This is a genomic window from Maridesulfovibrio sp., assembly GCF_965230075.1.
Taxonomy (GTDB): domain Bacteria; phylum Desulfobacterota; class Desulfovibrionia; order Desulfovibrionales; family Desulfovibrionaceae; genus Maridesulfovibrio.
In genome coordinates this window covers 3,472,916-3,499,332 of record NZ_OZ245945.1, presented here as the reverse complement: position 1 = coordinate 3,499,332, position 26,417 = coordinate 3,472,916, and the positions used below count along the sequence as shown (strand labels likewise).

Genomic DNA, 26,417 nt, shown 5'->3' with positions numbered 1-26,417 from the left:
CGGCTGGGTGAAAGACTGTCTCCAAACCGTCTTTCCCGCCGGGGTATCGCTGTTGCATGTGTTTTCTAAAGATTTTCAAGGCAGTTCTTGAGAGTGGAAACTCCGCAGGAGTGGAACATGTGCAGGGGAATCTGTTTGGCCTTGGTGTATTTTACAATGTCTTTTTTCGCTGCGTGGGAAATCTGGTTAGTAAAGATGATGACATGGTCTGCACTGCCTAGCTTGGATGAAACCTTGTTTTCTTTTCCTGTGAATACCTTAAGTTTAACGCCTTTTTTCTTGGCTGAAACAATATAGTCACGTTTGAGTCTGTCCATTCCGCCGATAAGAGCTGCACACATAGTTGCCTCCATGTTTTTTTAGTGTTGATTATTATTTAGTGAAAATGATTTTCATTGTCAAGTTAGACTTTGTTTTTTTATGAATTTGTGCGAAAAATAAGCCTAAGTGTGCTAAGATTGTCACAATATTTTCAATCGGGGTGTATGGTTTGCCTTAGGTTGAATGACTATTTTATGATTCTTGGTGAGTAATCATATTTACTGAATTGGAAAATTTTTATGACCTGCAATGGAAATGCCTGATTTGATGAGAGAAAATGAGACCAATCATAAAACCCGTTCGGGTTACAGCATTCTCCTTATCTGTACGATTTTACTCTTTGTCGGATTTGTTGGACTCATATTGTGGACGGGGTATTCCTCGCAGTTGCAGGTTCGGAAAACTGCCCGGGAATTGTTTGTCGGCGAATCCGCCAAAAGGGCTATGGCCGTCAGCTTCTATTATTCGAAACGGGTCTCTGAATTGGACCGTGTGGCTGCCAGCAATTCTGTTCGTTCCGTAATCTCTGAATTGGATGATGGCAGGGACGGTGCTGTCTTGAAATCTCCAGCTCTGGTCGAGGAGGTCTGTGCCCTGCTGAATCGTAATTTGGCGCAGCGAAGTGTGGGGGATGAGCTTGTTTTTTCGAGAATTGCCGTACTTGATGAAGACGGCAGCCTGATTTTGGATTCCGATAGCGAATGTCTTCTGAATGCAGATGATTATGAGTTTGAAAGATTCAGGGTCCGGCATGGAACTCCGGCTTTTTTTGCCGGAGAGTACGGCGGGGAGCTTTCTATTGTTGTCAGTGTCCCTATTGATGCTTCTTATGGGAGAAAGGGGACAGTTGTCGGCTGGACACGTATTGAGAGCCTGCATCGAAGTTTGGACTTTATGACCATCTCCCCCTCAGTGGGGATCGACTTTTTGCGTGTGGGAGGGACAGTTGTAGCTGTCTCCGACATTTCGGCCCGACAGAGTGGTGAACTCCTGCTCATGGATGTTCTGCATGAGTGGGACGGTCTTACTGTGCTGGAAGCTGGCAAGGCAGGGCGCAAGGTTGATTATCTGGCAATTTCATCCCCGGTCCAGGGAACTTCGCTCAGCGTGATCAGTCTGGTGGAAGAACACAAAATTTTCGGTTTCCTGAGTATCAGGATGCAGTTCATTTTGTATCTTTTTATTTTCCTTTTGATTTCAATAGGCTGTTTTTGGCTCATCCGGGGCGTTCTGAGGCACAAAATTTATGAAGCCCGTATGCAGGAAGCCTCCCGTAGAATAGATGAGGTCAACAGGCAGAAGGAGAAGGTAGAGCAGGAGATCAAGAATCGTCATCTTGCGGATGCCTTGCGTAGAAGGGCTGAAATTAAGTATCGCGATATTTTCGATAATGCTCCTATGGGAATTTTTCAGACGACTTTGGATGGGAGTTATCTGACTGCAAACAAAGCCCTTGCAGAGCTGTATGGTTATGAGAATAGTGAGGCACTGATTTCAGAAGTTTCCAGTGTGGGTGATCAGGTTTATACGAATAGTGATGATTGGAAGCGTGGTGTGCAGATGTTGCGTTTTGCCGGGCAGGTGGCTTCGTATGAAGTTGAGTGTCATCGCAAAGGCGGTGGTACGGTCTGGACCTCCAGAGATCTTAGGCTTGTCGAGTCTGAACCGGGAATGTCTGCTTATGTGGAAGGATTCGTCATTGATATAACCGCCCGGAAAAAAGCTGAAAAGGAGCAACTGAGAAGTGAGTGGCGGTTCCGGTCTCTTTTTGAGAATTCTCCGGTAGCCCTGTGGGAGCTTGATCTTAGTTCCATAAAAAATATTTTCGATTCGTATGGTTCTGATAGATTGCCGGTTATCCGCGAAGAGCTTTTGTCTGATCAGGATTCCGTATCCCGGTGTGTGGGGCATGTCCGGATAATTGATGCCAATAACCGAACTATAGAATTTTTCGGCACATCTTCCCTTGAACAGTTGATTAATGACGGATTTTCGCCATACGTGACCCAGTATTCGTGGCGGATGTTCAGGACTATTTTTCTAGATATGCTCAAGGGGGCGCAAAGACATCGCAGTGAGTTCAGTTTTATGCGTCTCGATGGGCGGGAACAGTCTTTCATTCTTAATCTGACGATTGTTCCGGGGTGTGAAAATTCCTGGGACCGGGTCCTTGTTGCGGTTGAAGATATTTCCGAATTGAAAAGGATTGAGAAAGAATTGCGCAGCAGCAGGGAAGATGCCCAGGAAGCCAATGAGGCCAAAGGACGTTTTCTGGCCAACATGACCCATGAGTTCAGGACTCCCATGAATGCGGTCAAAGGAATGGTCCAGCTGCTCCAGCGCTCGGAATTGACTTCTGAGCAGCAGGAAAATCTGCGTTTGATAAAATCATCGGTGGACAGCCTGCTGGTCATTGTTAATGACATCCTTGATTATTCAAAGCTTGATTCGGTGCACATGGAGCTGAATGAGGAGAATATCGACTTTCCCGCTTTCCTGCAGGAGATGAGGGATGTTGTCGATATCGGAGCCATGAATAAACCTTTGCAGGTAATTCTTGAAGCAGAGAATGTACCGGATTGTGTTCGGGTGGACAGCCTTAGACTGCGTCAGGTTCTGGTTAATCTGCTTGGGAATGCGGTTAAGTTTACTGATCAAGGAAATGTTACCCTTCGGTGTAGACCGGATAGTCCTGCGGGGGCCGGGGATAAGGCTCGTCTGTTTTTCGAGGTTTCGGATACAGGAATCGGTCTGCCAGAAGGTGGGGCGGAAACCTTGTTTGAATCCTTTGTTCAGGCTGACCCTAGTATCACCAGAAGGTACGGCGGGACCGGACTTGGTCTGGCAATTTGCTACAAATTGGTTAAGCATTTGGGTGGAGAGCTCTCTGCCCGTAATAATGAGCAAGGTGGGGCATTATTTTCCTTTGGCCTGCCCGTTGAGCTCTGCAAAAATCTGAATCAGCCGCAGGACGTTGTGGACAGTTCTGAAGAAGTCCCCGATTCAGTGGATTATTCCGGCTTGAAAGTCATGGTGGCCGAAGACAGCAAGATGAATCGCATTCTGCTACGCAAGGTTTTTGAGAAGAACGGTCTCAAGAATTATGTAATGGTTGAAAATGGCAAAGATGCAGTTGATATATTCAATGAATCAGACGACTTCGATATAATTTTTATGGATATCCAGATGCCTGTGCTTGACGGATTTGAAGCTGCGCGTGCGATCCGTAAAACACATTCTCCGGTCAGGATAGTGGCCCTTACCGCTAATGTGGGCGAGGATTTTCTACAGAAGTGTTTTGATAGCGGTATGGACTCACGCATCACCAAGCCTTTCAATGTGGACGACCTGCTTGCTGAATTGGCTAAGGTATTGCAATCTTAACCTATATGGATATCTTTCTACACAATGTGCTGCTGATTTTTCCTCAACCGATATTTCTTGAACGGTTTTGATTACGGTGGTAATTCCCTAGCTGTAACGTATGTTTTCATACTGCTGATTAAGCTCCGTCTGCTGGAACTTTCTCAACAGCCTGACATTTGATTGTTTTTATGGGCGAATTACGATGATAAAGGCTCTTGCACAGAAAAAATATAATTATTTACGTGTGGCCCCTTTACCTCATTTTGTTCTGGGGCTTTGTATAGGTATGGTTGTGACCTTGGCATGGCTTGCGGCTGAATTTTACCGCGATGGGCATAGTCTGGGATTTGTCACCTCAGCTGCCATTGCCATGAGCTGGGTGACAGGAGCTTTCTTTTCTGTTGCTGATATCATTAGTCGCTACCGCGAGTACCTGCGCATCCGCAAGATGCTTGTTGATAAGGGCTACAGCGATAAAATTTTTAAAGCCGTGGCAACTTCAAGGTGCCAGCGTGATGCTGCCCTTTGGGCCGCACGGCAGACCGGGTACGGATGTCTGGCCAAAAAAGTCTACCATCGTCTGGGCTACCGCTGGTATCACGTTATGCCGGACATGCTGGTACGCAACCCCTTTCGCATATTTACTCCGAAATTTTTACGCACGGCCTTTATGCCCGGTAAGCGCGTTGATGAACAAAAATAAAATTACCCCATCTCCTGCAGAAGATGGGGTAATTTTTTTAATGCGTATTAGGCTTTGCGCGGAAAATGAATTTTCCATCCTGTTCTTCGGCAACAGCTTTAAGCCGCGGCGGAATATTGCGGTACTTTACCGCGGGATATCCGAGGAAAAGCGCCCCATGGGCCATATGTCCTTCGGGGACACCGAGGTAATCCAGCACTTTTGTGCTGTAGGCCGCGGCCAGCACAACATAACCGGCCCAGCATGTTCCGTAACCTTTGGCATGGGCTGCAAGTTCAAGGGTGTTGGTGGCAATTATTGTATCCGCCTGCGGAGTAATGCCCAGCTTTGGTGCCCATGCAACAGCTATGGCCGGAGCATCGCGGCAGATTACATCCTTGCCCTTTTTCCAGGCGTTGACCAATCCGGCAAGGAACAGCTTTTCCGCCAGCTGGTTTTTCTGCTGCACCATTTCTTCCATCCATTCAACAACGACTTCTCCCAGTTCGCGGACTTTCTCCGCTGTATCAAGGACTGTCCATGAAACTGGCTGGGCATTGTGGCCGGAAGGGGCGTAGGCTGCGGTGTGGATAAGTTCACCGATCTCCTGCGCGCTGATATTTTTCTTTTTGAATCTACGCACCGAGCGGCGGGTTTTGATCAGGGTTTCAACAGCGGCAGGATCAGGTAGATTTTCTTTGTTAAAGGGAGTTGCCGATTGTCCTTCAAACGCACTCAGGGAGATGGCCCCGGCGGGGCAGACGGCCATACAGTGGCCGCAATTAATACAGTAGTTGGTTTTCTTGGGGTGGACTACGGGGACTTGCCCTTTTTCTTCCACGGTCAGGACCATGAGCGGGCATTCGTGTACACAAAGTTCGTCTCTTTTGCAGAGTTCAGCATCAATTATAACTGGTAACATTTTAGTGTCCTGTGTTTGGGTGGTGAGTTTGCTGTCCGGAAATAGATAAGCATTGTTCGAGGATTGACCAGCGTAAAAAGCCCCGGCTTTTGAGGGCCGGGGCGAAGGGGTCATGCTCTGATTCGTTTAAGCGCTGTGATAGTAACCAATCCTACTGCTGCGAGCAGCCAGGTGGTGGGAATGGGCACAGGTCCCGGAACAGACTCAAGATATCCCATTTTTCCGTTGGAGGTCATCCACTTATGTCCGGGATGTTCAAAATGCTTAAAGCGAATCCTGCGCGGTTCAAATTCAACGTAGAAAGCGTTTTCAATATCCTGCATTCCGGTAATTGAAGTGTAGTCAAAGACAGATTGGGCGGTCAGCGGGGTGTATTCGTTGAAACCGGTCATTCCTTTGCCGGCGTAGAAGCGCACGGTGACACCGCGATCAATATGTGAGTCAACATCAGCAACGGTAAAGGTGTCAGAGACTCGGAGTCTATCGAAACCTACGGAGCCGAGATAGTTACCGTTACCAAGTTCCCAAGTTCTTCCTCTGTTTTCCATTGCAAACTTGAAGCTGACGCTGCAGCCATGAGCGACGGTTGCAAAAATGAGCATTGCAGCCGCCAGTATAATGACAAATAAAGTTTTAATAGTGTTGAACTTCATTTGGCCCTCCTGCGGCTGTGCAATTAAGTTGGGCTTTGTCAATACACGGACCTTCCTATTATATAGGTAAGGGGTCGTGGGTGAAAGTCAATGAGTGCTCACTGTTGTTGGGAAATAAAAAAATTCTTCTCTGTTGCGCTAGAGAGGAGTTGAAATGATCGATTCGATTTGGTCTATTTTTCAGCTTTCTTGATAACTTTTGCTTTGTTTGGGTCAGGCTTGGTCTCCTGTACTCCTTCGGGTTCTTCCGCTTCGGGGTCAATCTTTTCTTCGTCATCGGTAATGCTGAAATTTTCAGCTTCAACCGGGACAGCCTTCCATGAAAGCTCCATACTGAGCTTGTTTTTCAGCTTTTTGGTTTTGGCCTTGATTTCCATGCTGATTTCATCAGAAGGAATCAGGGTTACAGACTCTTCTCCGTTCTGGATAACCATGTTTCCAGCCTTGAAGCTCTTGAGGATATCTTCCAGAATAGCAATTGCTTCATCCTGCCCGACTTTCTTTTTCAGGCTTACCTTGGCTTTTCCTTCTTTACCCATACGTACCTGCCTTTTTATGTGGTTCTCAGGTCAGTGAGAGCAGGGCCTGCGAAAGAAGCTCCGGGTCCAGATATGGAGTGCTTTCTTGGCTGACAAGCTCGCAGTCGATTACCCGAATACCGAGTTTATTTATCTCCTTCCTATCAACGCCGCCGGGATAAATCCCATTTACCGAGTCCACGAGAACGAAATTAAGAACATCGCTGATTTTGATGTTTTCCGGATCGTCCTTGCGCAGGTAATATAATAGCTTATGGATTTGGTCGGTCAGGGAATGTCCTTTCAGCTCCGGGTCGGTTCCGGTGTTGGGGGTGAAAATTTTAGGACACTTGCTTTCACTGACAGCCATACCGATGCCTTCGGGGAGCAGGTTTGCGACCACGCTGGAATAGAAGCTTCCCAGAGGATAGCAGATCAGTTCCGCGCTATTGATCAGCTTTTTCATTTTTTTGCGGATCTGGACTGTGCAGGGGGTTGAGTCATCAAGGTGCTCAGCCAGCCAGAGTTTTTTGATGCCGGAGCCGATGGGAGAGGCTTCTTTTCCGGTCAGTAGATGCTGGCCGACTACAAAGGTGCCGTCTTCCAGTTCTGCGGCCAGATGGACGTCCTTGTTTACTGTGGGACGAACAATGCCGCGTACCTCAACCAGCTTGGAAAAAATGTAAAGCACCGGATCGATGTGTCTGCGGTTGCTGATGTATCCGGCGGTCAGGATGATGTTGCCGATGCTGGCCCCGCGCAGGTTGAAGTCATCCATGATGTTGGCAAAATGGATGAAGTGGTTGCGGATAATTTTGCGCATGGGGGAGGGAATGTCGCGCACCAGCGGGTGCTTGCACTCCATCATTTCTTCGAATTCAGCGTGCAGTTCATCCTCCCCGGCATCCTTAGGTAATCTGTAGGCAAAAAGTTTGTAGATGGCAGGGTTGCCGAGCACGGATTGATCCGCAAGGGCCATGAGTCTGTTACGGATATCCCCAACTGCCAGCATTTTGAACTGGTTACGGATAACTGCGGAGCTGCCCCCGGAATCAAAGGGGGTAATTACGTGGATACTGTTGTGGGTATACTGGGTCAGCACGGAGGAAGTCTTTTTAAGCGCGGTACCGCCGCTGAAAAAGAGGATTTTGGGGCCGAGGTCCGGGGTCCTGCGGTAGCGTTCCAGCTTGATTGGGTCCGGCACCCTTACTTCGCGTTCGATTTTGATGCGCATCAGCTTCCCTGTAAAGTTATAGTCTGATCAGTAATAATTACTTAAATTTTGCCTTCCTTCATAAATTTCAGGCAGGCATCGGCAGCTTTATCAAAATCTACACCGCCGCTGATCTCAATGAGAGTAGTCTTTGACAACATTTCAGCGTAAGCGTCAACATCAGTATCATTTTCTTTTTCAGCTGAATCAGACAGGTAGAAGAGTCCGGTTTCCTTCATGAATGCAGGCAGCAGGTCTTTGCGTTCTTTGGGATCAACAATTTTGACTACGGTTTCGGAGGTATCGCGCTGCCAGTTGAGGATAACCAGACCGCTTAAAGGAGCTTTGAGAATGAATTTATTTTTGCCGTAGCACTCATCGATAAGGGCATCATATTTATGCTCCAGTTCCCAGAGTTCTTCCTTGGGCATGGACAGGAATGTCTTCTTGTCTTCGGGGGATACGATGCAGGAAAGGTCCGGATTATTCAGCGCGGTGCCGGGGTTGATGCGCGGCTGCTTGGCAACACCGTACATAGTCAGGGAATCCCCGTTATCTTCTGTCATAACCCGGTCGTTGCTGACGAAAGTTGTTCCGCGGCTCATGAGATGCAGGGCAAGGGTCGATTTACCCATACCGGAGAAACCGGCCATGGCAATGCCGCGTCCGTTCTCGATAACACCTGCGGCATGGCCGAGGTAGCAGCCGTTGTTGAGCTTGTATTCGATGAAACGATTATTGATGAAGTTGATGACCTGATTGGAATTTTCAATGCAGGGACCGATGGCGATGTTCTCATCTCCGCCGAAGACGAAGATCATTCCGGTCAGTCTCTTGTAGACCACGCGACCATCAGGAAGGTTGTAGAATTCTTCCTTGATCTTAGTTTTGCCCGGATCAGGTTGCTTAATGGTATATTCGAGGCCGAGGTCCGCTTTGGGGCATTCGTGGGCGGTGATCAGGATATCGCCTTTGTCAGTGTCAATCAGGAATTCTTTGAAGTAGTTGTTCAGGTTGGCCAGTAGGTCTGAGTTGTTGACCCGGGTTTCAATCACGCAGCCGCCGAAGTCGATGAACAAAGACTGAGTTGCAGGGAATTCCTGGCGGTATTTTTCAACAATTACGGATTTGGTCATTGTGGTCTGGTTCATTATCCTTCCACCTTTTTGCTTACATAGTCTACATAGTGGGCTGCAGCGTCGATGCCGCGGGCATCAAGCAGGCCGCGAAAGCCGCCGAAAGCAGATACTTCAAAGATATAGGGTCCGTCAGGGGTGATAGCCACATCCACACAGGTAAAATCAAGATTAAAGATAGCCTGTGCTTTCTGGGCGAGGTCGATAATCTCCTGAGGGGGATCAATGGGGGCATACTTGCCGCCGTTGACGGTAGTGGTGTTCCATGAGTCGGTGGTTTTGCAACGGGCGTAGGTGGTCAGATATTCACCACCGAGAAAGACAATGCCGAGGTCGCTGTCATTGAGATCGATGGTCTTTTGGATGTACATGGTGTTGTACTCTTTATGGTAATCCTCAATGATCCGGCGAGCGTCAGGCCCGGGTTTGAGCACGAACATGCCTCGCGCCTTGGTGCTGTATAGAGGCTTGAACACTGCCTCGCCGTATTCTTCCACTGCTGCAAGAGCGTGGTCTACGTCCTCGGTGATTGTGGTCGGGGGCATGGGGATATCACCCAGCTGCAGGGAGATGGTACAGGTGAGCCGGTCCAGCACACGCAGGATGGAGTATGGTGAGGAGAAGAATTTTACTCCGCGTCCTTCAAGCATGCGCAGCATTTCAAGACGGTCCAGCAGGTCCGGGGAGTACTGCCTGCCGATCTTCTTGATAATCAGCGCGTCATAAGTGGAGAGATCTTCACCTTCCACCATGGCCCGCCCGGAGGGCAGGTCCAGACGAACGTCCTGCATTTCAAATATCTTTGTTTCCCGGCCTATTTTTTCGGCCACTGCCTTGGCAAGTTGTTCGGAGGACCATGCTCCCTTAAGTCCGATTACACCTATTTTCATTGTCAGCACCTTATCTTAGCTTGTTAGTAATGAAGAATATCTTCAGGCAGAATGAAATTGTTCCATTTACCGCTGTAGCGATTCATCTTTTCCAGCAGGAACATGGAACGGTTGAACATTTCCTTGGCAAAGGCGTAGTTGAATTCGAAACGGGTGGAAGTGTAGAAAGAGCGCGCCAAGGCAAGGGTAAGTCGGGCCTGCCATGTCTCATCGTTGTTTTCCTGTGCGAATTCCTCCGCAAAGTTGTACATGCGGGATATGACTGCATTGATCTTGTTTCTGATGGGGCGCTCGAATACCGGCATGCGGAATCCGGAAACAAGGAACACCGAAAGATCCTGAATGTAGTCAAAGTCGCGGGAACGGTGCAGGTCGATGAACCTGACGCGCTCATCCTCATGACTGTAGACTACGTTGTTGCAGTTGAAGTCGCCGTGGATGAATACGGTGAACGGGGCTGGAAGGGATTCCTCAATGATTGCGCATTCGCTGAGTAATTCCTCAGAAGAAACAATTTCCGTAGAACCCATTTGCCGGGCATTGCGGTGGAATTCCGGATGGACCTGCAGGACTCCGTTCTGGCGGGCCTTGAGCTGCTCCATGAAGGTTGTCTGTATTGGCTGGTCCGTTTTAGTGCTCAGCCAGACATGACGCAGGGTCTGTTCAAGAATGAACAGTCCGTTTTCCAGATCGTTATCATCAGAAGTCAGGATCATGGTATCAAGGGTGCAACCGGGCAGGAATTCAACCAGCATGGAACCTTTGTTCTCATCCTTGCTTTCGTGAAAACCGAAGATTTCCGGAACCATGCCCGGAAAACGTTCGCTCCATTGTTCAAGGCTGCTTCGTTCCAATCTGATCTTGTCGAGATTTCCTTCCTTGTAAATGCTTCCCTGCGCCACCGGGGGATTGTCCGTGTTCTCATCCCCTTTGGCCTGCACGCGGCCGATGCGGCAGCCTGAACGCGAGCCCCAGATACCTTGAAAGTCGATGTCCGAGAAAGAACCGTCGTAACCGGACACGCTCAGGGTTTGTTGCAGTGATTCAAACTGCTCAATTTTAATGCGCTCGCCGAGGATGGAAAATATGATCGCTTCCCCGATGTTGAGCATGGCATCGCCGATTCTTTCAAGGTAACGGAAAATAAACAAACATGTTACCAGGTCGGGTATGTTCTTGCCGCTGCCCATTTCGGCCATAATGCGGTTGAAATTGTCTTTGTAGAGGGAGTCCAGACGGTTTTCCGATTTGCAGATTTCAAGGGCTATGGGCATGTCTTCAGAGCTGAAGGCTTCTGCAATTTTTACCACGGCACCTTCAATAATGTCGAATGCTTCTGCACATTCGTAGCGGTTCACGTGGCCTTTGTCCTCCAGATAGGCCATCTGTTTGACAATGTTAACGCAATGATCGCCGATACGTTCCAGATTGACCGAGGAAAGTTGAATGGCCCTGATTTTATTCAACAGCTTGGGGTCGAGGTCCATGGTGCTGTTGATGCGGGAATAAGACTTGTTCTCGATAACTGTCTTCAGGTTATCAATGTAGTCGTCGCGGGAGGTTATCTTGCGAAACAATGAACGGGAGGGCGAAGCCACGAATTCCCGGGTAGCCTTAAGTTGATTCAATACCTCGAGGATGAGAAACTTGAAGTTTTCATCCAACCCTTCAAATGTGAGCATAATTTAAGTGTCGATGTTTAGGGTTTTGTCGCTGGGATTTTCATTCCCTTCGGAATCTTTCCAACCTATTTTGATGTTGATTTTGTTACTCCCGGCTTTTCTTTTGGCTTTTACGGTAAAATTGAGCAACCCTTCAGGGTTGAGTTCGATTTCATCTCCGTTGGTAGAAAGCCTGATTGTTCCGGACTCAAAGCCATCAACAAGGGATTGCAGGAAGGTTCGGATAGTATCCGCGTCCTGCAGTGATTCAAAGACGAATTTCTTTTCGCTGGCCATCATGTTTCTCCGTTTATGTCTGCATGCTTACTAGCATGCTTCCTTAAATTTGCAGTATCATTAGCACCTCTAATATCCGGGAATGATTGCAGCAATGTAAAGATTAGATGACGAAGGTCTACTTTTACTAACCGGCCATGCGGGTTTTGTATTCCTCAATTACCGAGTGGCGGTCGATGCCGGCTACGATTAATTTCTTCCTGATGTTCAGGTCATCCCATGCGGGCTGCAGGCCGATTTCACGGGCTGCTTTAAGCGGGTCCTGAGTATCCAGCGGTTTGGTCTTTTCGCTCATGTGGCAGTCATCACCCATGAAGATGAGCAGTTCTTTGCTTCCGGCGGGGCGGGATGCGTTCTGCTCGTTGACCACGGAAATGAGGAAGTCGGTGTAGCGTTGGGATTGCGGGTTCCAGACTTCAATGCCGTCCACATCGTATTTTGCCAGTAGGATGGGCCAGAACTCTTCCGGGTGGGGAATAACCACGCAGCCGCCAAGGGAACGCGCTTCTTCGATTACCTCAGTGGCCCGGTAGAAGAATTTCAGGGAGAAGTCAGCCTTGACCAGTTTTTTGACTGCCTTAAGGTAAGCCTGAATGCGGTTGATCAGGGTGTCGCCGTATTTAGGCCGCATGGCGTCAAAGTAATTGCGCAGCAGTTTGTTCTTGATAGAATCCTTGGGCACGGTGGACCATTCCTCATCAAGCATGGTCTGAATTTTAGTTACGTAGACTCGAACCATTTCCACAAGGTCTTCATCCGCACCAGTGGATTTAGCTGCCTGTTCCACTCGTTCTTCCATGGGTTTGGTGATGGAGTCCATGTATTCAAAAAGCTGGGAAGAACGGTATTTGAAAGTATGGGCCAGCATGGATTTCAGTACATGGGCTTCTTCAACCTTTTCATTCTCAAAGTGGAGCAGGAGCTGTACTTTCTGGTTGAAGCCGCTGGCATAGCAATCCACTTCAACCCCGGTGTAATCACCATAGCTCATGAGCACGTTGTGCTGGGTGGGGATCATCAGCTTGTCCTGCACATTAGGAAACATCTTGTCCACGCGCTGGGTGATGTATTTGAAAGGCACAAATTCCGGGTGCCAGTGCAGGGCCAGCAGGTTCTCCTGTCGGGCGTAAATTTTAGAAGGTGTGACCACCTGTTCAATCTGCCAGTCTGCAAGGTCGGTGGAAATCACTTCGTGGAACCGTGCGCGGTCCTCATCAGTGATTTCAGGGGAAACTTTTACTGCCGCAGGGCAGGATGCTGCTGTATTCATTTTATCCTCTCATTTGTACCGGGAATGGCAGTGGGCGGTGATGCTGTTGATCTCATCGCAGGCTTTGTGGGCGGCTTCAACATCTGAATCATTGCAGGCCTGCTGGAATCTATCGCATGCAGCCATGTATTCATCGTAATATTCATCGCCATATCCTTCGTAGCTGACCATAAGCTGCGAATCTGCCATGAACTCTTCCACTACTTCAGTTGGGGGAAGAGTTCCCGCATGTACGGATTTAAATATAATTTTAAAGGATGCTTTCATCCTTTTTTTGAGGCTTTTGTATTTAGGTTTGGCACTGTCACTCTGCCCTGCGGTGGAAACAGGCTCTTCTTCAGAGATATTTTCCTTTTCCGTAGGCATGGGCTTGGCTGTGACTTTTACGGCGGTGTGGCCGTATTCATTGCGGATGTTGATCTTCAGTTTTTTGAAGCCCTCAATCATCACAAGGTAAGCATCTTCTTCCGATGCTCCTCCTTCAAGTGCGTCCGCTATTTTACGCAGGAATGCCGGGAGTTCTCCGGGCTGGATATATTTTTCGATTTTGCTTTTTTTTGCCATCCCTTTCTCCTGATCTACAAGATTGTCATGGGAATTTATTTAGGTGGAAACTCAGACTTATACCTAAGCTTCACTTTGTAAGTATCGCGAAACTATTACAAGTTTGCAACTTTATGATTGAATTGTAACACAGATATATTTTGAGATAAAAAATGCCCGCTGTCATGGCATATGGCAGCGGGCATAAAGGTTTGTTTGGACGGTGGTTATTCTTCGGCAATGGCCAGCTCTTCTAGATTTTTGCCGGTCTCCTGCTCAATGGCTGTCTTGATGCGCAGGGCAACTTCCTTGCTTTGTTTCAGCTTTGCAAGCAGCATCTCATCTGTGCATGATTCGATCTTATGGTCAAACATATAAACAACAGTGACCATCTGATCACCTTTGACCAGCTTGTCGGCAATAAAGACGATTTCCTTTTCCGTAACCGGAAGATCCCCGGAATATTTAATGTCATTATGGGCAGCCACAATGTCCGCAACTTCGTCATAGCCATGATCGCGCACAATGGCGGCTCCGGCAGCAGCATGGTCGGGCTGGCCCTTGGCAATGTCATGCAGCAGGGCAGCAGCAGTGATCAGGGCCAGATTCGGGCCACGGTCGCGCAGCCATTTCAGGTCGCGCCCGATGCGGCGGGCGACATCGCGTACAAGTCGGGAGTGGATAATTGCCGCTTCCGGGGTGTTGTTGGAGGCGAGGAGTTCTTCGCATTGTTCTGGGGTCGGGATGGGCATGGGGCTTCCTTATATAATGTAAATTGTAATTGTTGCGATTAAGTCTGATTTGAATACCGAAGTTATTCTAATCAAAATGTGAGTGGAATAAACTATTCATCCACCCGCCCCTTATAAAACTCAATAAAATTTCGCACCAGCGGGGTCATGCGCTCAGGATTCCAGATCATGCCGATCTCAAAGGGGTGCAGTTCTATTTCCAATGGCTTGAGCGCTATTCCGTCAGGGATGGTTCCGGCTGAGTCACTACTGATTATAGTCCATCCCAGTCCGGCGGCTACAAAAACATTACCGGTATGCTTGCGTTCGTATTGCATGCCTATTTTAAGGTCAAGGTCTCGCTCCCCGAATATGCGCTGCATTTCATTTACGCGCATGCGGCAATAGGAGTCGGTGCTGCATATATAGGGTAGTTCTGATACCTCTTTCAGAGTCAACACATCTTTCTGGGCAAGGGGATGACTGGCAGGGATTGCCGCGCACGAAGTGGCTCTGTGTACGACCATGCTTTCAAGACCCTGAAGATCAACCAGCTTCATGGTTACAAAGCCTACGTGACGGGTTCCTTCCTTTACCGCATTGACCTGAAAGTAGGTGTTTTCATCGTGCATTGTTACGTCCACATCAGGGTAATCCTTAATGAAATCGCCGACTATTTGCGGGAATGCAGATGACAATGCCAGATAAATAAAGCTTACCTTCAGCTTACCAGCTGTACCGTTGCCCATGGCTTGCAGCGTTGTTTTTGAGCGGTCCATGATGGCCAGTATTTCTTTTGCCTCCTGCAAGAAATATCTGCCCTCGTCGGTCAGCTCAACTTTGCGGTTGGTGCGTTTGAAAAGCTCGACATCAAGCTCCTCTTCAAGGTTTTGAATTTGCCTGCTGAGTGGCGGTTGCTGGATATGGAGCCTTTCCGCTGCCTTTCCGAAATGAAGTTCCTCGGCAACAGCTTGGAAATAGCGAAGTTGACGCATGCGCATATTGATACCTTTTTGATCTCAAAAAACAGTTAAATGGTATTGGATTGATATTATATGCTGGAGTAGGTTTAATCAAACACAAATTGGAGGTTTTAAAAATGTATGGATTGTATTTTTCAGGTTTTGTGAGTCGGAGTGTAATGGCAACCATGTTTGTGATGCTTTTTCTGGTTGCGATGGCAGAGGCTTCTTCAGCAGGAATGCTGGTGGCTGAGGGTAAACGCAGCCACTACATCGCCAATCAGGAAGAGGGAATTGTCTATGTGGTGTACGGTGATGGCGAGTGGGTGCGTTTTGCGGACGGATTCGGGCGTATAAGCGGTCTTTGTGCTGCTCCTGATAGTTCGGTCTATGTACTCTCAGAATCGCAGAGCAGGCTGTACCGGGTGACTGTAGATGGAAAGGTGCAGATGGTCAGGAAATTAGGGTCTTGTCCGCAGGCTATTTTTGTGGACCGGGACGGGGAGGTGAAATTTGTCCAGCGAAACGGGGTGGTCACGGGCGTTAATTAAGATTGTCCGGGCTGGAAAACAAAAAAGGATTGAATCGAAAGATTCAATCCTTTTTATTATGAAAAGTGGCGTCCCCAGGGGGATTTGAACCCCCGTCGCCGGCGTGAAAGGCCGGTGTCCTGGGCCAGGCTAGACGATGGGGACGCATCTTAAATATGCACCTGCTTCAGTGGCCTGAATCACTATTAACGAAGCCGATTTTATATAAAGACTTGGCTGGCAAGTCGTTTTTACTGAGTGGCGTCCCCAGGGGGATTTGAACCCCCGTCGCCGGCGTGAAAGGCCGGTGTCCTGGGCCAGGCTAGACGATGGGGACGCATCTCAAAATATGCACCTGCTTCACTATGGCCTATTAGCGCGAAGCCGGATTTATGGGACGACCTGTCTGGCTGAAGATCGTTTTTACTGATGGCGTCCCCAGGGGGATTTGAACCCCCGTCGCCGGCGTGAAAGGCCGGTGTCCTGGGCCAGGCTAGACGATGGGGACGCATCTGTATAAAAGACCCGCTTCAGATACCTGGTAGGTGAAGCGGGCGAAATTTGGCTGGCTGGGACACAAGGACTCGAACCTTGATTAACGGAACCAGAACCCGTCGTCCTGCCAATTGAACGATGTCCCAGCAGCGAGAAAGAGGTATATGTAGATTTGAGTTGGCTGTCAACTAGAAAATAAATCTTTTTTGGGAAAAGTGAAGAGGGGAGTGACTATGCTTCATGAATAACTTACTGTGCCCCATCTTTATCGAGAAAATCATTTTATCAGGGGAATATGATGGCCGGTAAAAAAATTAACGGAAAGAGTGTGGTTGAGTGGATTGATGGGCACCGTATCATTTCAGAACTGGTGGCACTTAAGGAGGTTAGTTGGTTCAACCCGGAGGTAAAAAAGTTTTCCGAGACTATTTTTGATATTCCTTTTGGCAGCGACGAGGTCAACGATGCTGCGGAGAGGCTGGAAAGGTTCAGGCCGTATATCGCAAAGGTGTTCCCGGAAACAGCCGAGGCAGAAGGGCTGATTGAGTCTCCGGTTCAGGAAATTCCGGTCATGAAAGGGGGATTGGAAGATTTTTATGGAGAGTCTTTGGCCGGCCGTTTGTTCGCCAAATGCGATAATCACTTGCCCATTTCCGGTTCCATAAAGGCGCGGGGCGGTATTTATGAGGTTTTGAAGCACGCTGAATCGCTGGCTGTGGAAGCGGGATTACTGAATCTTGCTGATGACTATGCTGTTCTTGATTCAGATAAATTCAGTACTTTCTTCGGTAAATATTCCATTGCCGTAGGGTCTACAGGAAATCTTGGCCTTTCCATCGGCATTATGGGGGCACAGCTGGGGTTTAAGGTAAGTGTGCACATGTCTGCTGATGCCCGGCAGTGGAAAAAGGACATGCTGCGCTCCAAAGGTGTTAATGTTCTGGAATATGAATCTGATTACAGTCTGGCTGTGGCTGAAGGGCGCAAGGAAGCGGCTGACGATCCGTCCTGCTACTTTATAGATGATGAGAATTCCATCAATCTTTTCATGGGCTATGCGGTGGCTGCCGGACGGCTGAAAGCGCAGTTTGATGAGCTGGGAGTTGTGGTTGATGATGAGCACCCGCTGTTCGCGTACCTCCCGTGCGGAGTGGGCGGAGGATCCGGCGGGGTGGCTTTTGGCCTGAAGCTGGCCTTTCAGAATAATGTGCATTGTATTTTTGCTGAGCCAACTCACTCTCCAGCCATGCTTCTCGGTTTATATACGGGACTGCATGACGGAGTCTGCGTGCAGGACTTTGGGATTGATAACCTTACTGCTGCAGATGGATTGGCAGTAGGGCGCCCTTCCGGGTTTGTTGGCCGGACCCTGCATGACCTGCTGGATGGAGTTTATACTGTCAGTGATGAAAATTTATATAAGTATCTTGCTATTATGGCTGACTGTGAACACTTGGCTCTTGAGCCATCAGCAGTGGCGGGTGTTCCTGGAATCGTAAGGACATTGGGAAATCAAGAATATCTGAACCGACATGGCCTTGCCACGAAAATAGATCGGGCAACACACCTCGTCTGGTGCACAGGTGGGAGTATGGTTCCTAAGCAGGAGATGCTTGCCTATTATGAAAAAGGCCGAGAATTGCTTGGGAAGGGTTAAAAGAATTTAGCGCTAGTTGATAAACAAAACCCTTCTCTGCCAAACAAACCGCATACTGAAAAAATCCCTTCTTACTAATCGCTTCATCAATCTTCAAAGCCTGAGTCAGTAGCGGGGAATCCTCTTCAATATTCACGAGAACATCATTTAGGGAAGTATGATAAATGGTCCCCCCGGTGGGGATAACTTTGGGATTGGGGAGCAACTCCTCGAGAGCGGGCAGGATTGAAGACGAATCCGCAGCCTCGGAAGGATCGGCGGCGATCATCTGTTTTAAAGATGGCCTTTCCACTTGGCGCGGGAATCTTCCGCCCAGTGGATTGTTGAACATTTCAGGTGGGAGATTTTTGCGGAAGTAGTTGATCTGCTCCAATTCCGTGTCCGACCACTGAAAGCGGGTGCTGCCTACAAAATCATTCATGTAGAACAGGCCGCCCGGACGCAGGCAATCGTAGGTCCTTGCAATTGCATCACGGGAATTAAACATGTGGTGCAGGGAGTTGTCCCAGTGGATGAGGTCGAATTCACGGGGCTGGTCTTCAAAGAAATCTTTGTTGATGACGGTTACTCTGTCGCCATAGCCCGTGCTTTCAAATCTATGCTTGGCGAGTTCGCAATTCTTTTCACTCAGCTCGTAGAGGTAGAAATGATCAACCAACCCCTGCTTTACGAATTCCAGTTCTTTGTGTGCACCGCCGCATCCGATGGACAAAGCTTCGCCGAATGAACCGCCATTAAGTATTTCTTTTATGATCTGGATGGGGCCTTCGCTGACTCCTTCGAGGCTTTTACCGCAAACCATCCGGTTGATGTGCCCTATGATTCTGGGTGATTTCCACCAGCGGTTGCGTTGAGGGGTGGCTTGTGCGCGGTGTTCATCCCAATGCTGCCCGATAGCCTTGTCGATCTGTTCTTTGCTCATGTGAATCTCAGTTGAAGTGATGGTTATTCTGTATGGATTGCCCAAACAAAATTGTGCTGTCAACTTGGCGGGGAGAAGGATCAATAGGTCGGATGGAAGCGAAGAGTGGAGGTTCTGTGGTTTGTTCAATGCTTTAAAAACGAAAAAGCCCGAATCTTGCGAATCGGGCTTTGAAATTTCGTGGCGTCCCCAGGGGGATTTGAACCCCCGTCGCCGGCGTGAAAGGCCGGTGTCCTGGGCCAGGCTAGACGATGGGGACGCATCTTGAATATGTACCGTACTTCACTATGGCCTATTAGCGTGAAGCCGGATTTTTGTAAGACTTGGTCTGGCAGTTCAAGTCTTTTTTTGAGTGGCGTCCCCAGGGGGATTTGAACCCCCGTCGCCGGCGTGAAAGGCCGGTGTCCTGGGCCAGGCTAGACGATGGGGACGCATCTCATAAAATTTGTTGTTGGCTGGGACACAAGGACTCGAACCTTGATTAACGGAACCAGAACCCGTCGTCCTGCCAATTGAACGATGTCCCAGCAACGAGAAGAGTGTTTATTGGAACTGCCTCTTCCTGTCAACAACTATTTTCGAATTTATGAATGTATTTCGAAAATAAAATAATTATACAGATTTAGCGAGAGCGCGAGTCTGCTTTTTCATTCTGTTGATTCTGCGGCGGAGCTGTGCACGCTCTTTGCGGCCTTCAACAGATTTTTTCTCAATGCGCATTTCTCTCATCTGTCTTTTGATGTTGAGGATGCGATCTTTGTAAGGGGAAACTGCGCCTTCTTCGTCTTCGATTCCGAGATATTCCTTGATGTTGGAAATCAGGGTTTCTTTGTCCATGCCGGAAGCACCAGCGATCAGGGGCATTTTGTCAATGCAGAGCTGACGCAGGTCTTTGGTGGTCATTTTTTCGAGGGGCTTAGTCAGTTCCAGGCTCTCGAGGGTGGGGGTTTCATCACTCATAATATCCTCCTTAAAGTGGGCTTTGTGCCCTGAAATTTATGAATTTTCAAAAAGGCGGACGTATTTCAGATAACATCTTCCGACCGCCGATTCTGGATCAAATTTGTCTTTCAACCCGCCTAATTTGCCGGGCTTTTTGATCTTGGCGTCCTTGAACTTTGTACGCTTTAATTCGTACCCGTCCAATGGAACCCTGCCGTTTAACAGTTCGAATAGCACCTTGTCAAAGACTTCTTCACCAAAAAATGAATTTATTCTTTCAAGGATCTCCGGGGCGAAATATGAGAGCTCCTGCGCGGCTACAGAATCGTCTGATGCAAGGATCAGTGTGCGCTTGCGGTGGCCCAGCGGCTTGGCAAACTCGGCCAGTTCTCCCATTAGTTCAGGCCATGCTTTCCAAAGCCTTGGAATCATGAGTTTGTACTGCCCGTCCATATCGGAGACATAATCGCCCATGGCTTCACCCACATGGCGCACTGTGCGCTGCCGGGGGTGCCAGACTCGTTTTTTGGGACCGTTATATTTTTTCTTTGCTGCCATATTATATGATATACCCGTATTATTCGTTCGGTGAAGCTTCTTTATACAACAAATCTTCAGATGGCAAAACCTTTCAGGCTGTCCATAAAGCACCAGTTGCGGCGTTGCTGCAAAAAAGGCTGAAACTCACGTATGTCTGGATACGCATCATTCCAGTCTTTTTCTTGCGCCTTGCATCTGGCACTTCCTGAACAGCCTGCTATTATATTAAGACTTGACGCTTTTGAATGTGACGGGTAGTGCTCATTGAAATTTTGTTATATAAAGATGTCGTTATGTTTTGCCGATGGGGTGTTTGATGGAAATTTTGAAATTCAGCAAAGCGTTGTCCGATGAGATTCGTATCAGGCTTTTAGCCATGCTTCGGGACAATGAACTCAATGTGGGTGAGGTTGTGCAGGTTCTGGGAATGTCCCAGCCGCGTGTCTCCCGCCATTTGAAAATCATGCATGAGAGCGGGCTTCTGGAATCCAGAAGGGAAGGGCTCTGGAATTTCTACCGTCTGGCCCGTTCCGGCAGCGGCAACCGTTTTGCGGAATCCATCAGCTGGCTCATTGAAAATGAGCCTGAGGTCGAAGAAGATCGTATCCGGGTAGCCAAGGTACTGGCCGAACGTAATCTTGAGACCCGCAAATTTTTTGATGAAATTGCCGAGGACTGGGAGCGCTTGCAGAGCGACGTATTCGGTGATTTCAATCTGGACAGCGAGCTTTTGACTCTTGTGGACCGTTGCAACGTTGGTGTTGACCTTGGTTGCGGTAACGGTTCCCTGCTGGAAAGCCTGCTTTCTAAATGTAAAACCGTTATTGGTGTGGACAGTTCTCCCAAGATGCTGGAACTGGCGGAAAAACGTCTGGGTAACCATCCTGACGTGAGCCTGCGCATCGGTGAACTTACCCATCTGCCCCTGCGCGATTGGGAAGCGGACCTAACTTTTATTTCCATGGTCCTGCACCACCTGCCGCGCCCGGACAAGGCTGTTGCTGAAGCTGCGCGGACCCTTGCCAGCGGCGGTAAGCTGGTCATTGCCGATTTTGTGTCCCACTCCAATGAGCGGATGCGCAGCGAATTCGGTGATCGCAGACTCGGTTTTACAGAAGAAGAACTTGGCGGCTGGATGAGGGATGCCGGACTTGGCTCTATGGATATCCGCCGTTATCCCGTAAATGAAGGACTGACCGTCCTTGTATGTATATCTGAAAAGAAATAAATTTGGGCCCAGTGCCCGTAAATGGAGGTTTCAATGCTTAAAGTAGATTCTAAGCTTGATTACAAAGTTGCTGACATTTCCCTCGCTGACTGGGGTAACAAAGAAATGCAGCTTTCCGAGCGCGAAATGCCCGGTCTCATGTCTATCCGTGAAAAATACGGTAAAGAGAAGCCCCTCAAGGGCCTCAAAGTCATGGGTTCCCTGCACATGACCATCCAGACCGCAATGCTCATCGAGACCCTGCACGCTCTCGGTGCTGACATCCGCTGGGCTTCCTGCAACATTTTTTCCACTCAGGACCACGCTGCCGCAGCTATCGCAGCTAACGGTACCGCTAAGGTATTCGCATGGAAGGGTGAAACCCTCGAAGAATACTGGTGGTGCACCGAGCAGGCTCTGACTTGGCCTGACGGTTCCGGTCCCGACCTCATCGTTGACGACGGTGGCGACGCAACTTTGCTCATCCACCACGGTGTTAAAGCAGAAAAAGACGCTTCCATCCTTGATGAGAAGACCGACAACAAGGAATTCCAGTGCGTTCTGGATCGCCTGAAGCTTTCCGTTGCTGAAACTCCCGGCAAATGGACTGCAATCGCAGAAAAAGTACGCGGTGTTTCTGAAGAAACCACCACCGGTGTACACCGCCTCTACCAGATGCAGGAAGCTGGCGAACTGCTCTTCCCCGCAATCAACGTTAACGACTCCGTTACCAAGTCCAAGTTCGACAACCTTTACGGTTGCCGCGAATCCCTTGCTGACGGTATCAAACGCGCTACCGACGTAATGATCGCCGGTAAAGTCGTTGTTGTTGTCGGTTACGGTGATGTTGGTAAAGGTTGTGCCCAGTCCATGCGCGGCTTCGGTGCCCGTGTACTCGTTACTGAAATCGACCCCATCTGCGCTCTTCAGGCTGCTATGGAAGGTTTCGAAGTTTGCCCCATGGACAAAGCAGTTGAACGCGGTGATGTTTTTGTTACCTGCACCGGTAACTACCACGTTGTAACTGGTGAGCACATCTCCAAGATGAAAGATGAAGCTATCATCTGCAACATCGGTCACTTCGATAACGAAATCGAAATGAGCTACCTCGAAGACAGCAAGACTGCCAAGAAGATCGAGATCAAGCCTCAGGTTGATAAATGGGTTATGGAATCCGGCAAGTCCGTTATCGTTCTCGCTGAAGGCCGCCTCGTAAACCTCGGTTGCGCTACCGGTCACCCCAGCTTCGTAATGTCCAACAGTTTCACCAACCAGGCTCTTGCACAGATCGATCTCGCTAAGAATGAGTACGAACCTAAAGTAATGATCCTCTCCAAGAAACTCGACGAAGAAGTTGCAAGACTCCACCTCGAGCGCCTCGGTGTTGAGCTTGATGTTCTCTCCAAAGAACAGGCCGACTACATCAGCGTTGATGTTGAAGGTCCTTACAAGCCTGATCACTACCGCTACTAAGAAATGTTCCCTTCGGGGGATGTTGATTTGAATATAGGATTCCGCAGTGCTTCGGTGCTGCGGAATTTTTTGTTTTAATATATTTCCCTTTACATTTGCCCCATAATAAGTCACTAACTCCCACCTCGGCGTGACTGGACGCATGCAAAGATCATATTCTTTTTATCTGGAAATCCGCTTCGCAATAAGAAGCCCTTATCCTCTACGTCCCAGAGATTATTAAGTATTCGGAACATTTATTCCGCAGCACGGGTGCCGTCACGCGCAGCCGTCGGATGTAGTCCTTTCACCACTGGATATATTGTGAGTTTTAAACAATTTTCTTTTGACCGGCGCATAATGGCCGGAATCAATGCTTGCGGCTATGAAACGCCGACCCCCATTCAGGCTAAGGCCATTCCCGAAGTTCTCAAAGGTCGCGATGTAATGGGCCTTGCCCAGACCGGAACCGGTAAAACTGCGGCCTTTGCCCTGCCCATCATGCAGCGTCTGCTGGAGAAGAAATTCTCCGGTCAGGGGCCGATCCGCGTGCTGGTGCTGGCACCTACCCGTGAACTTGCCTTGCAGATTCATGAGAATTTCATGGAGCTAGGCGTTGAAGCTGGAATCCGTAGCGCCGCTGTTTTCGGCGGAGTGGGAGCAATGCCCCAGATTCAGGCTGCTCGCCGTTCATCTGTTATCGTGGCCTGCCCCGGACGCCTTCTGGACCTGATGAATCAGGGAGTGATCAAGCTGGATAAGGTGGATACCCTTGTCTTGGATGAAGCTGACCGTATGCTGGATATGGGCTTTCTGCCGGATATCCGCAGGATCATGGCCAAACTTCCCACGCGTCGCCAGAACCTGCTTTTTTCCGCAACCATGCCCGATGATATTCGTGATCTTGCTGCAAAGATTCTCTATCGTCCGGCAACGGTGCAGGTGGCTAATACTGCCCCGGCCAAGACCGTCGAACATGTGTTTTACCCGGTCAGCCAGCATTTGAAGAACAGCCTTCTTTTCAAAGTCCTTGCTGAGACCGATTATGATAGCCTGCTGGTTTTTACCCGCACCAAGCATAAGGCCAAGAACCTTGCCCGCAGACTCGCAGCGCGCGGTCACAAGGCTACTTTCCTACAGGGTAACATGAGCCAGAACCAACGCCAGCGTGCTTTGGACGGTTTCCGGGACGGATCTTTCAAGGTTATGGTTGCGACCGATATTGCTGCGCGCGGCATTGATTGTGATCGCATTACCCATGTTCTCAACCTCGATATTCCTGATACAGCCGAGACTTACACCCACCGAATCGGCCGCACCGGACGCGCAGGGCGTAGCGGTAGCGCATTTACTTTTGTGACCCGCGATGACCTGAAGCTCATGCGTGAAATTGAAAAGGCTGTAGGCTATTCCATTGAGCACCGCACTTTGGAAGATTTCGATTACGATAAGCCGAACACCCATCCTGCCCCGGCCAAGAAAGGCAGCGGACGCAAGCCTGCCGGGGACCGCAAGCCCGCTGGCGATCGCAGACCCGCAAGGGGCCCTAAACCGGCTGAAGCGCGTGATGATGAAGGGCGCAAGTCAGGAGAAGGACGTAAGCCCGGAGGCAGACGCAAGCCAGGTGGAGGACGCAAATCGAGCGGCGGTCCTGCAAAGCATTCTGATGAAAGACGTGATTCTCGTCCGGCACCGAAGCGTAAATCCGGTAGTTCCAAAGGAAATCAAGAGGATAGCGCTAAACGTAAAACCGGAAGGCCTTCAAGAAGAAGGCGTCGTCCGTCCCGTTTTTCCAAAGTATAATCTGTTTTTTTGCTTTTACTGTATGGATTTTTCATGTGGAAATAATTTATTTTTGAAATATTTCCCTTGACTTTTATGTGGAAGTAGTAAAACAGTGTCTTTAGTTGCCAGCGGCCTCTTGGAAGGAAGTTGGTTTTAGTTTAACAGGTATATCAAGGAGCAGTGTACGCATCTTGTACGCTGCCCTTTTTTTTATGCCTGACGCATTTGCGTGAAAGTTTATACATTTTTTAGGAGAATTTTTAATGTCCAAGAACATCTATGTCGGTAACCTGCCCTGGTCTGCAACTGAAGACGAAGTCCGCGCTGCTTTCGAAGCTTTCGGTGAAGTTGTATCTGTTAAACTCATCGAAGACAGAGAAACCGGTCGTCCCCGTGGCTTCGGTTTTGTTGAAATGGAAGACGCTGGCGCAATGGAAGCTATCGACAATCTGGATGGTAAAGACTTCGGCGGACGTAACCTCAAGGTTAACGAAGCGAAGCCCCGCGCACCTCGCCCCCGCTGGTAGTCAATATATATTTGACTGTCTTTTTTGAGCAAGCAATTGCTCTTAAGCCCGTTTTTCACACGAAAGACGGGCTTTTTCTATTTTCAGTCTATCTTCATTCCGCTATAACGGCACCGTTCTCAGACTAAATAATTTTACCAGACGAATATTTCCGGAGATATTTTATATGTTGCGCAAACTTGTTTTGCTTATCTGTTTACTCGCAATTCCTTCCATTGTTTTTGCTCAGCCCTTTCATGTGCGGACATCATCTTTTGTGCCTATGGATGGTGAAACTGTTTTTGACAGTAAGTATCTTACAGACGGCAATGGTACTACCGGGTGGATTGAAAATGGCGAGGGCAGTGGGACCGGAGAATGGATTCAGTTTTTCTTCCCGGCGCAGGTTATTGTTGATTCAATCCATATTGTGAATGGGGTTGATACCGGAGCTGGGCAGGGAAAGGTCTGCCGGATTAAAGATGTGGCTATTTCATTTTCCGGCGGCCAGCGTCAGGAATTTACCCTCATAGATACAGGCAAGAAGCAGAATCCCAGAATTCGTAAATTCCCTACTACCAGCCTCGGCCTGAATGTACTTTCTATCTATAAGAGTGAGGGCGTTGAACAGGCCGGTATTTCCGAAGTGCTCATAAAGTACCACCGCATTACTCCGGATGAAGTTGCGGCTGCAGCATCTGCGGAAAAGGGAAAGCTTGATACTTCTGCTGTAGGTGAAGCTGTTGTGGTCAAACCCCGGAAGATGAGCGCTGAAGAAAAGAAAGTCCTTTATGAGAAAATGAGTGAGCTTGAAAAAAAACAGGTTGTGCTTGATGAAATGAAGGTCTTTTTTGACAAATTTTATACAAATTTCGTGACCATAAATGAAGAGTACCCACGCATGTTCACACAGGACCAGTTTCTGCTTGAAAGTGCTACTTTTGAAAGTTTTAGGTCTATGCTCGAAAAGCGCAAGGTGCTTGATAAGTATGAAAGTGCGGTTGTTTCCACCTCCGGACTGCGGTTCAGCATCCGTACTTTGACTCCCACTCAGGTGGAGCTTTGGGTTAAGGGCGAATACACGGTCATTTTCGACATGCAATCGCACCAGATGACAGAGAATGCCTTGTTCCATTTGAAGAAGGAATACGGGGAATGGAAGGTTAAGAATAAGACTGAATTTTAAAAAAGCGGGTGATGATCTCAAATCATCACC

The 26,417-nt window shown here is 48.7% G+C and carries 25 protein-coding genes and 7 tRNA genes; 9 read left to right on the top strand and 23 right to left on the bottom strand.

Annotation, left to right across the window (positions count from 1 at the left end; translation table 11 throughout):
- Positions 1-65: 65 nt before the first annotated feature.
- A complete protein-coding gene (locus ACO05Z_RS15870; RefSeq protein WP_421903160.1) occupies positions 66-341 on the bottom strand; it encodes a DUF2325 domain-containing protein in 276 nt (91 codons plus the stop codon).
- Between the two features lie 367 nt (positions 342-708).
- On the opposite strand from ACO05Z_RS15870, the gene ACO05Z_RS15865 reads away from it, so the two are divergent.
- Positions 709-3,705 (top strand): PAS domain S-box protein, encoded by a 2,997-nt coding sequence (locus ACO05Z_RS15865; protein ID WP_421903159.1) that lies wholly within the window; start codon positions 709-711, stop codon positions 3,703-3,705.
- Between the two features lie 268 nt (positions 3,706-3,973).
- On the top strand, positions 3,974-4,390 hold the full coding sequence (locus ACO05Z_RS15860) for a hypothetical protein (protein WP_421903158.1): 417 nt from the start codon (positions 3,974-3,976) through the stop codon (positions 4,388-4,390).
- A gap of 37 nt (positions 4,391-4,427) precedes the next feature.
- Here ACO05Z_RS15860 and ACO05Z_RS15855 read toward each other — a convergent pair whose 3' ends face one another.
- The 12 genes from ACO05Z_RS15855 to ACO05Z_RS15800 form a co-directional block, all read right to left on the bottom strand.
- Positions 4,428-5,291 (bottom strand): nitroreductase family protein, encoded by an 864-nt coding sequence (locus ACO05Z_RS15855; protein ID WP_421903157.1) that lies wholly within the window; start codon positions 5,289-5,291, stop codon positions 4,428-4,430.
- 110 nt (positions 5,292-5,401) lie between these two features.
- The gene (locus ACO05Z_RS15850) at positions 5,402-5,944 is read right to left on the bottom strand and encodes a hypothetical protein (RefSeq protein WP_421903156.1); all 543 of its coding nucleotides are present in this window, start codon (positions 5,942-5,944) and stop codon (positions 5,402-5,404) included.
- A 173-nt stretch (positions 5,945-6,117) separates the two neighbouring features.
- The gene (locus ACO05Z_RS15845; protein ID WP_421903155.1) at positions 6,118-6,483 is read right to left on the bottom strand and encodes an amphi-Trp domain-containing protein; all 366 of its coding nucleotides are present in this window, start codon (positions 6,481-6,483) and stop codon (positions 6,118-6,120) included.
- A 25-nt stretch (positions 6,484-6,508) separates the two neighbouring features.
- A complete protein-coding gene (locus ACO05Z_RS15840) occupies positions 6,509-7,696 on the bottom strand; it encodes a GAK system CofD-like protein (RefSeq protein WP_421903154.1) in 1,188 nt (395 codons plus the stop codon).
- A gap of 41 nt (positions 7,697-7,737) precedes the next feature.
- A complete protein-coding gene (locus ACO05Z_RS15835; protein ID WP_421903153.1) occupies positions 7,738-8,826 on the bottom strand; it encodes an HprK-related kinase B in 1,089 nt (362 codons plus the stop codon).
- Entirely contained in the window at positions 8,826-9,701 is an 876-nt protein-coding gene (locus ACO05Z_RS15830) for a GAK system ATP-grasp enzyme (RefSeq protein WP_421903152.1), read from the bottom strand. The genes ACO05Z_RS15835 and ACO05Z_RS15830 overlap by 1 nt, the downstream gene beginning before the upstream one ends.
- A 23-nt stretch (positions 9,702-9,724) precedes the next feature.
- Positions 9,725-11,383 (bottom strand): PhoU domain-containing protein, encoded by a 1,659-nt coding sequence (locus ACO05Z_RS15825; protein ID WP_421903151.1) that lies wholly within the window; start codon positions 11,381-11,383, stop codon positions 9,725-9,727.
- 3 nt (positions 11,384-11,386) lie between these two features.
- On the bottom strand, positions 11,387-11,659 hold the full coding sequence (locus ACO05Z_RS15820) for an amphi-Trp domain-containing protein (protein ID WP_421903149.1): 273 nt from the start codon (positions 11,657-11,659) through the stop codon (positions 11,387-11,389).
- 127 nt (positions 11,660-11,786) lie between these two features.
- Entirely contained in the window at positions 11,787-12,929 is a 1,143-nt protein-coding gene (locus tag ACO05Z_RS15815; RefSeq protein ID WP_421903147.1) for a hypothetical protein, read from the bottom strand.
- 9 nt (positions 12,930-12,938) lie between these two features.
- Complete coding sequence (locus ACO05Z_RS15810) at positions 12,939-13,493, bottom strand: GAK system XXXCH domain-containing protein (RefSeq protein ID WP_421903146.1); 555 nt, start codon at positions 13,491-13,493, stop codon at positions 12,939-12,941.
- A 206-nt stretch (positions 13,494-13,699) separates the two neighbouring features.
- A complete protein-coding gene (locus ACO05Z_RS15805) occupies positions 13,700-14,224 on the bottom strand; it encodes an HD domain-containing protein (RefSeq protein WP_421903145.1) in 525 nt (174 codons plus the stop codon).
- A gap of 92 nt (positions 14,225-14,316) precedes the next feature.
- The gene (locus ACO05Z_RS15800; protein WP_421903144.1) at positions 14,317-15,204 is read right to left on the bottom strand and encodes a LysR family transcriptional regulator; all 888 of its coding nucleotides are present in this window, start codon (positions 15,202-15,204) and stop codon (positions 14,317-14,319) included.
- A 140-nt stretch (positions 15,205-15,344) separates the two neighbouring features.
- Between ACO05Z_RS15800 and ACO05Z_RS15795 the strand changes: the two genes are divergently transcribed.
- Positions 15,345-15,716 carry a hypothetical protein gene (locus ACO05Z_RS15795; RefSeq protein WP_421903143.1) on the top strand — a complete coding sequence of 124 codons (372 nt, stop codon included), beginning with the start codon at positions 15,345-15,347 and terminating at the stop codon, positions 15,714-15,716.
- 66 nt (positions 15,717-15,782) lie between these two features.
- Here ACO05Z_RS15795 and ACO05Z_RS15790 read toward each other — a convergent pair.
- The 4 genes from ACO05Z_RS15790 to ACO05Z_RS15775 all read right to left on the bottom strand — a co-directional run bounded on the left by ACO05Z_RS15790 (position 15,783) and on the right by ACO05Z_RS15775 (position 16,336).
- Positions 15,783-15,860: transfer RNA gene (locus tag ACO05Z_RS15790), tRNA-Glu, on the bottom strand.
- Positions 15,861-15,954: 94 nt separating this feature from the next.
- Positions 15,955-16,032 (bottom strand) — tRNA-Glu (locus ACO05Z_RS15785).
- 93 nt (positions 16,033-16,125) lie between these two features.
- Positions 16,126-16,203, bottom strand: a tRNA-Glu gene (locus ACO05Z_RS15780).
- 58 nt (positions 16,204-16,261) lie between these two features.
- A tRNA-Gln gene (locus ACO05Z_RS15775) sits at positions 16,262-16,336 on the bottom strand.
- A 152-nt stretch (positions 16,337-16,488) separates the two neighbouring features.
- Between ACO05Z_RS15775 and ACO05Z_RS15770 the strand changes: the two genes are divergently transcribed.
- Positions 16,489-17,847, top strand: a complete 1,359-nt coding sequence (locus ACO05Z_RS15770) for a D-serine ammonia-lyase (RefSeq protein WP_421903142.1) — start codon at positions 16,489-16,491, stop codon at positions 17,845-17,847.
- Here ACO05Z_RS15770 and ACO05Z_RS15765 read toward each other — a convergent pair.
- From ACO05Z_RS15765 to ACO05Z_RS15740, 6 genes are all read right to left on the bottom strand, one after another.
- The gene (locus ACO05Z_RS15765; RefSeq protein ID WP_421903141.1) at positions 17,789-18,769 is read right to left on the bottom strand and encodes a class I SAM-dependent methyltransferase; all 981 of its coding nucleotides are present in this window, start codon (positions 18,767-18,769) and stop codon (positions 17,789-17,791) included. The genes ACO05Z_RS15770 and ACO05Z_RS15765 overlap by 59 nt on opposite strands.
- A gap of 181 nt (positions 18,770-18,950) precedes the next feature.
- Positions 18,951-19,028, bottom strand: a tRNA-Glu gene (locus tag ACO05Z_RS15760).
- A gap of 94 nt (positions 19,029-19,122) precedes the next feature.
- Positions 19,123-19,200, bottom strand: a tRNA-Glu gene (locus tag ACO05Z_RS15755).
- 21 nt (positions 19,201-19,221) lie between these two features.
- Positions 19,222-19,296 (bottom strand) — tRNA-Gln (locus ACO05Z_RS15750).
- Between the two features lie 85 nt (positions 19,297-19,381).
- Positions 19,382-19,729 carry a hypothetical protein gene (locus ACO05Z_RS15745; protein WP_421903140.1) on the bottom strand — a complete coding sequence of 116 codons (348 nt, stop codon included), beginning with the start codon at positions 19,727-19,729 and terminating at the stop codon, positions 19,382-19,384.
- Between the two features lie 36 nt (positions 19,730-19,765).
- Positions 19,766-20,269, bottom strand: a complete 504-nt coding sequence (locus ACO05Z_RS15740) for a DUF721 domain-containing protein (protein WP_421903138.1) — start codon at positions 20,267-20,269, stop codon at positions 19,766-19,768.
- Between the two features lie 298 nt (positions 20,270-20,567).
- Between ACO05Z_RS15740 and ACO05Z_RS15735 the strand changes: the two genes are divergently transcribed.
- From ACO05Z_RS15735 to ACO05Z_RS15715, 5 genes are all read left to right on the top strand, one after another.
- The gene (locus ACO05Z_RS15735; RefSeq protein WP_421903137.1) at positions 20,568-21,479 is read left to right on the top strand and encodes an ArsR/SmtB family transcription factor; all 912 of its coding nucleotides are present in this window, start codon (positions 20,568-20,570) and stop codon (positions 21,477-21,479) included.
- 33 nt (positions 21,480-21,512) lie between these two features.
- Positions 21,513-22,931: an adenosylhomocysteinase gene (gene ahcY, locus ACO05Z_RS15730; protein WP_421903136.1), complete on the top strand. Its 1,419-nt coding sequence runs from the start codon at positions 21,513-21,515 to the stop codon at positions 22,929-22,931.
- Positions 22,932-23,234: 303 nt separating this feature from the next.
- On the top strand, positions 23,235-24,713 hold the full coding sequence (locus ACO05Z_RS15725) for a DEAD/DEAH box helicase (RefSeq protein WP_421903135.1): 1,479 nt from the start codon (positions 23,235-23,237) through the stop codon (positions 24,711-24,713).
- A gap of 245 nt (positions 24,714-24,958) precedes the next feature.
- On the top strand, positions 24,959-25,222 hold the full coding sequence (locus ACO05Z_RS15720) for an RNA recognition motif domain-containing protein (RefSeq protein ID WP_015852943.1): 264 nt from the start codon (positions 24,959-24,961) through the stop codon (positions 25,220-25,222).
- Between the two features lie 166 nt (positions 25,223-25,388).
- Positions 25,389-26,387, top strand: coding sequence for an NADase-type glycan-binding domain-containing protein (locus ACO05Z_RS15715; protein WP_421903134.1), 999 nt, complete (start codon positions 25,389-25,391; stop codon positions 26,385-26,387).
- Positions 26,388-26,417 lie beyond the last annotated feature (30 nt).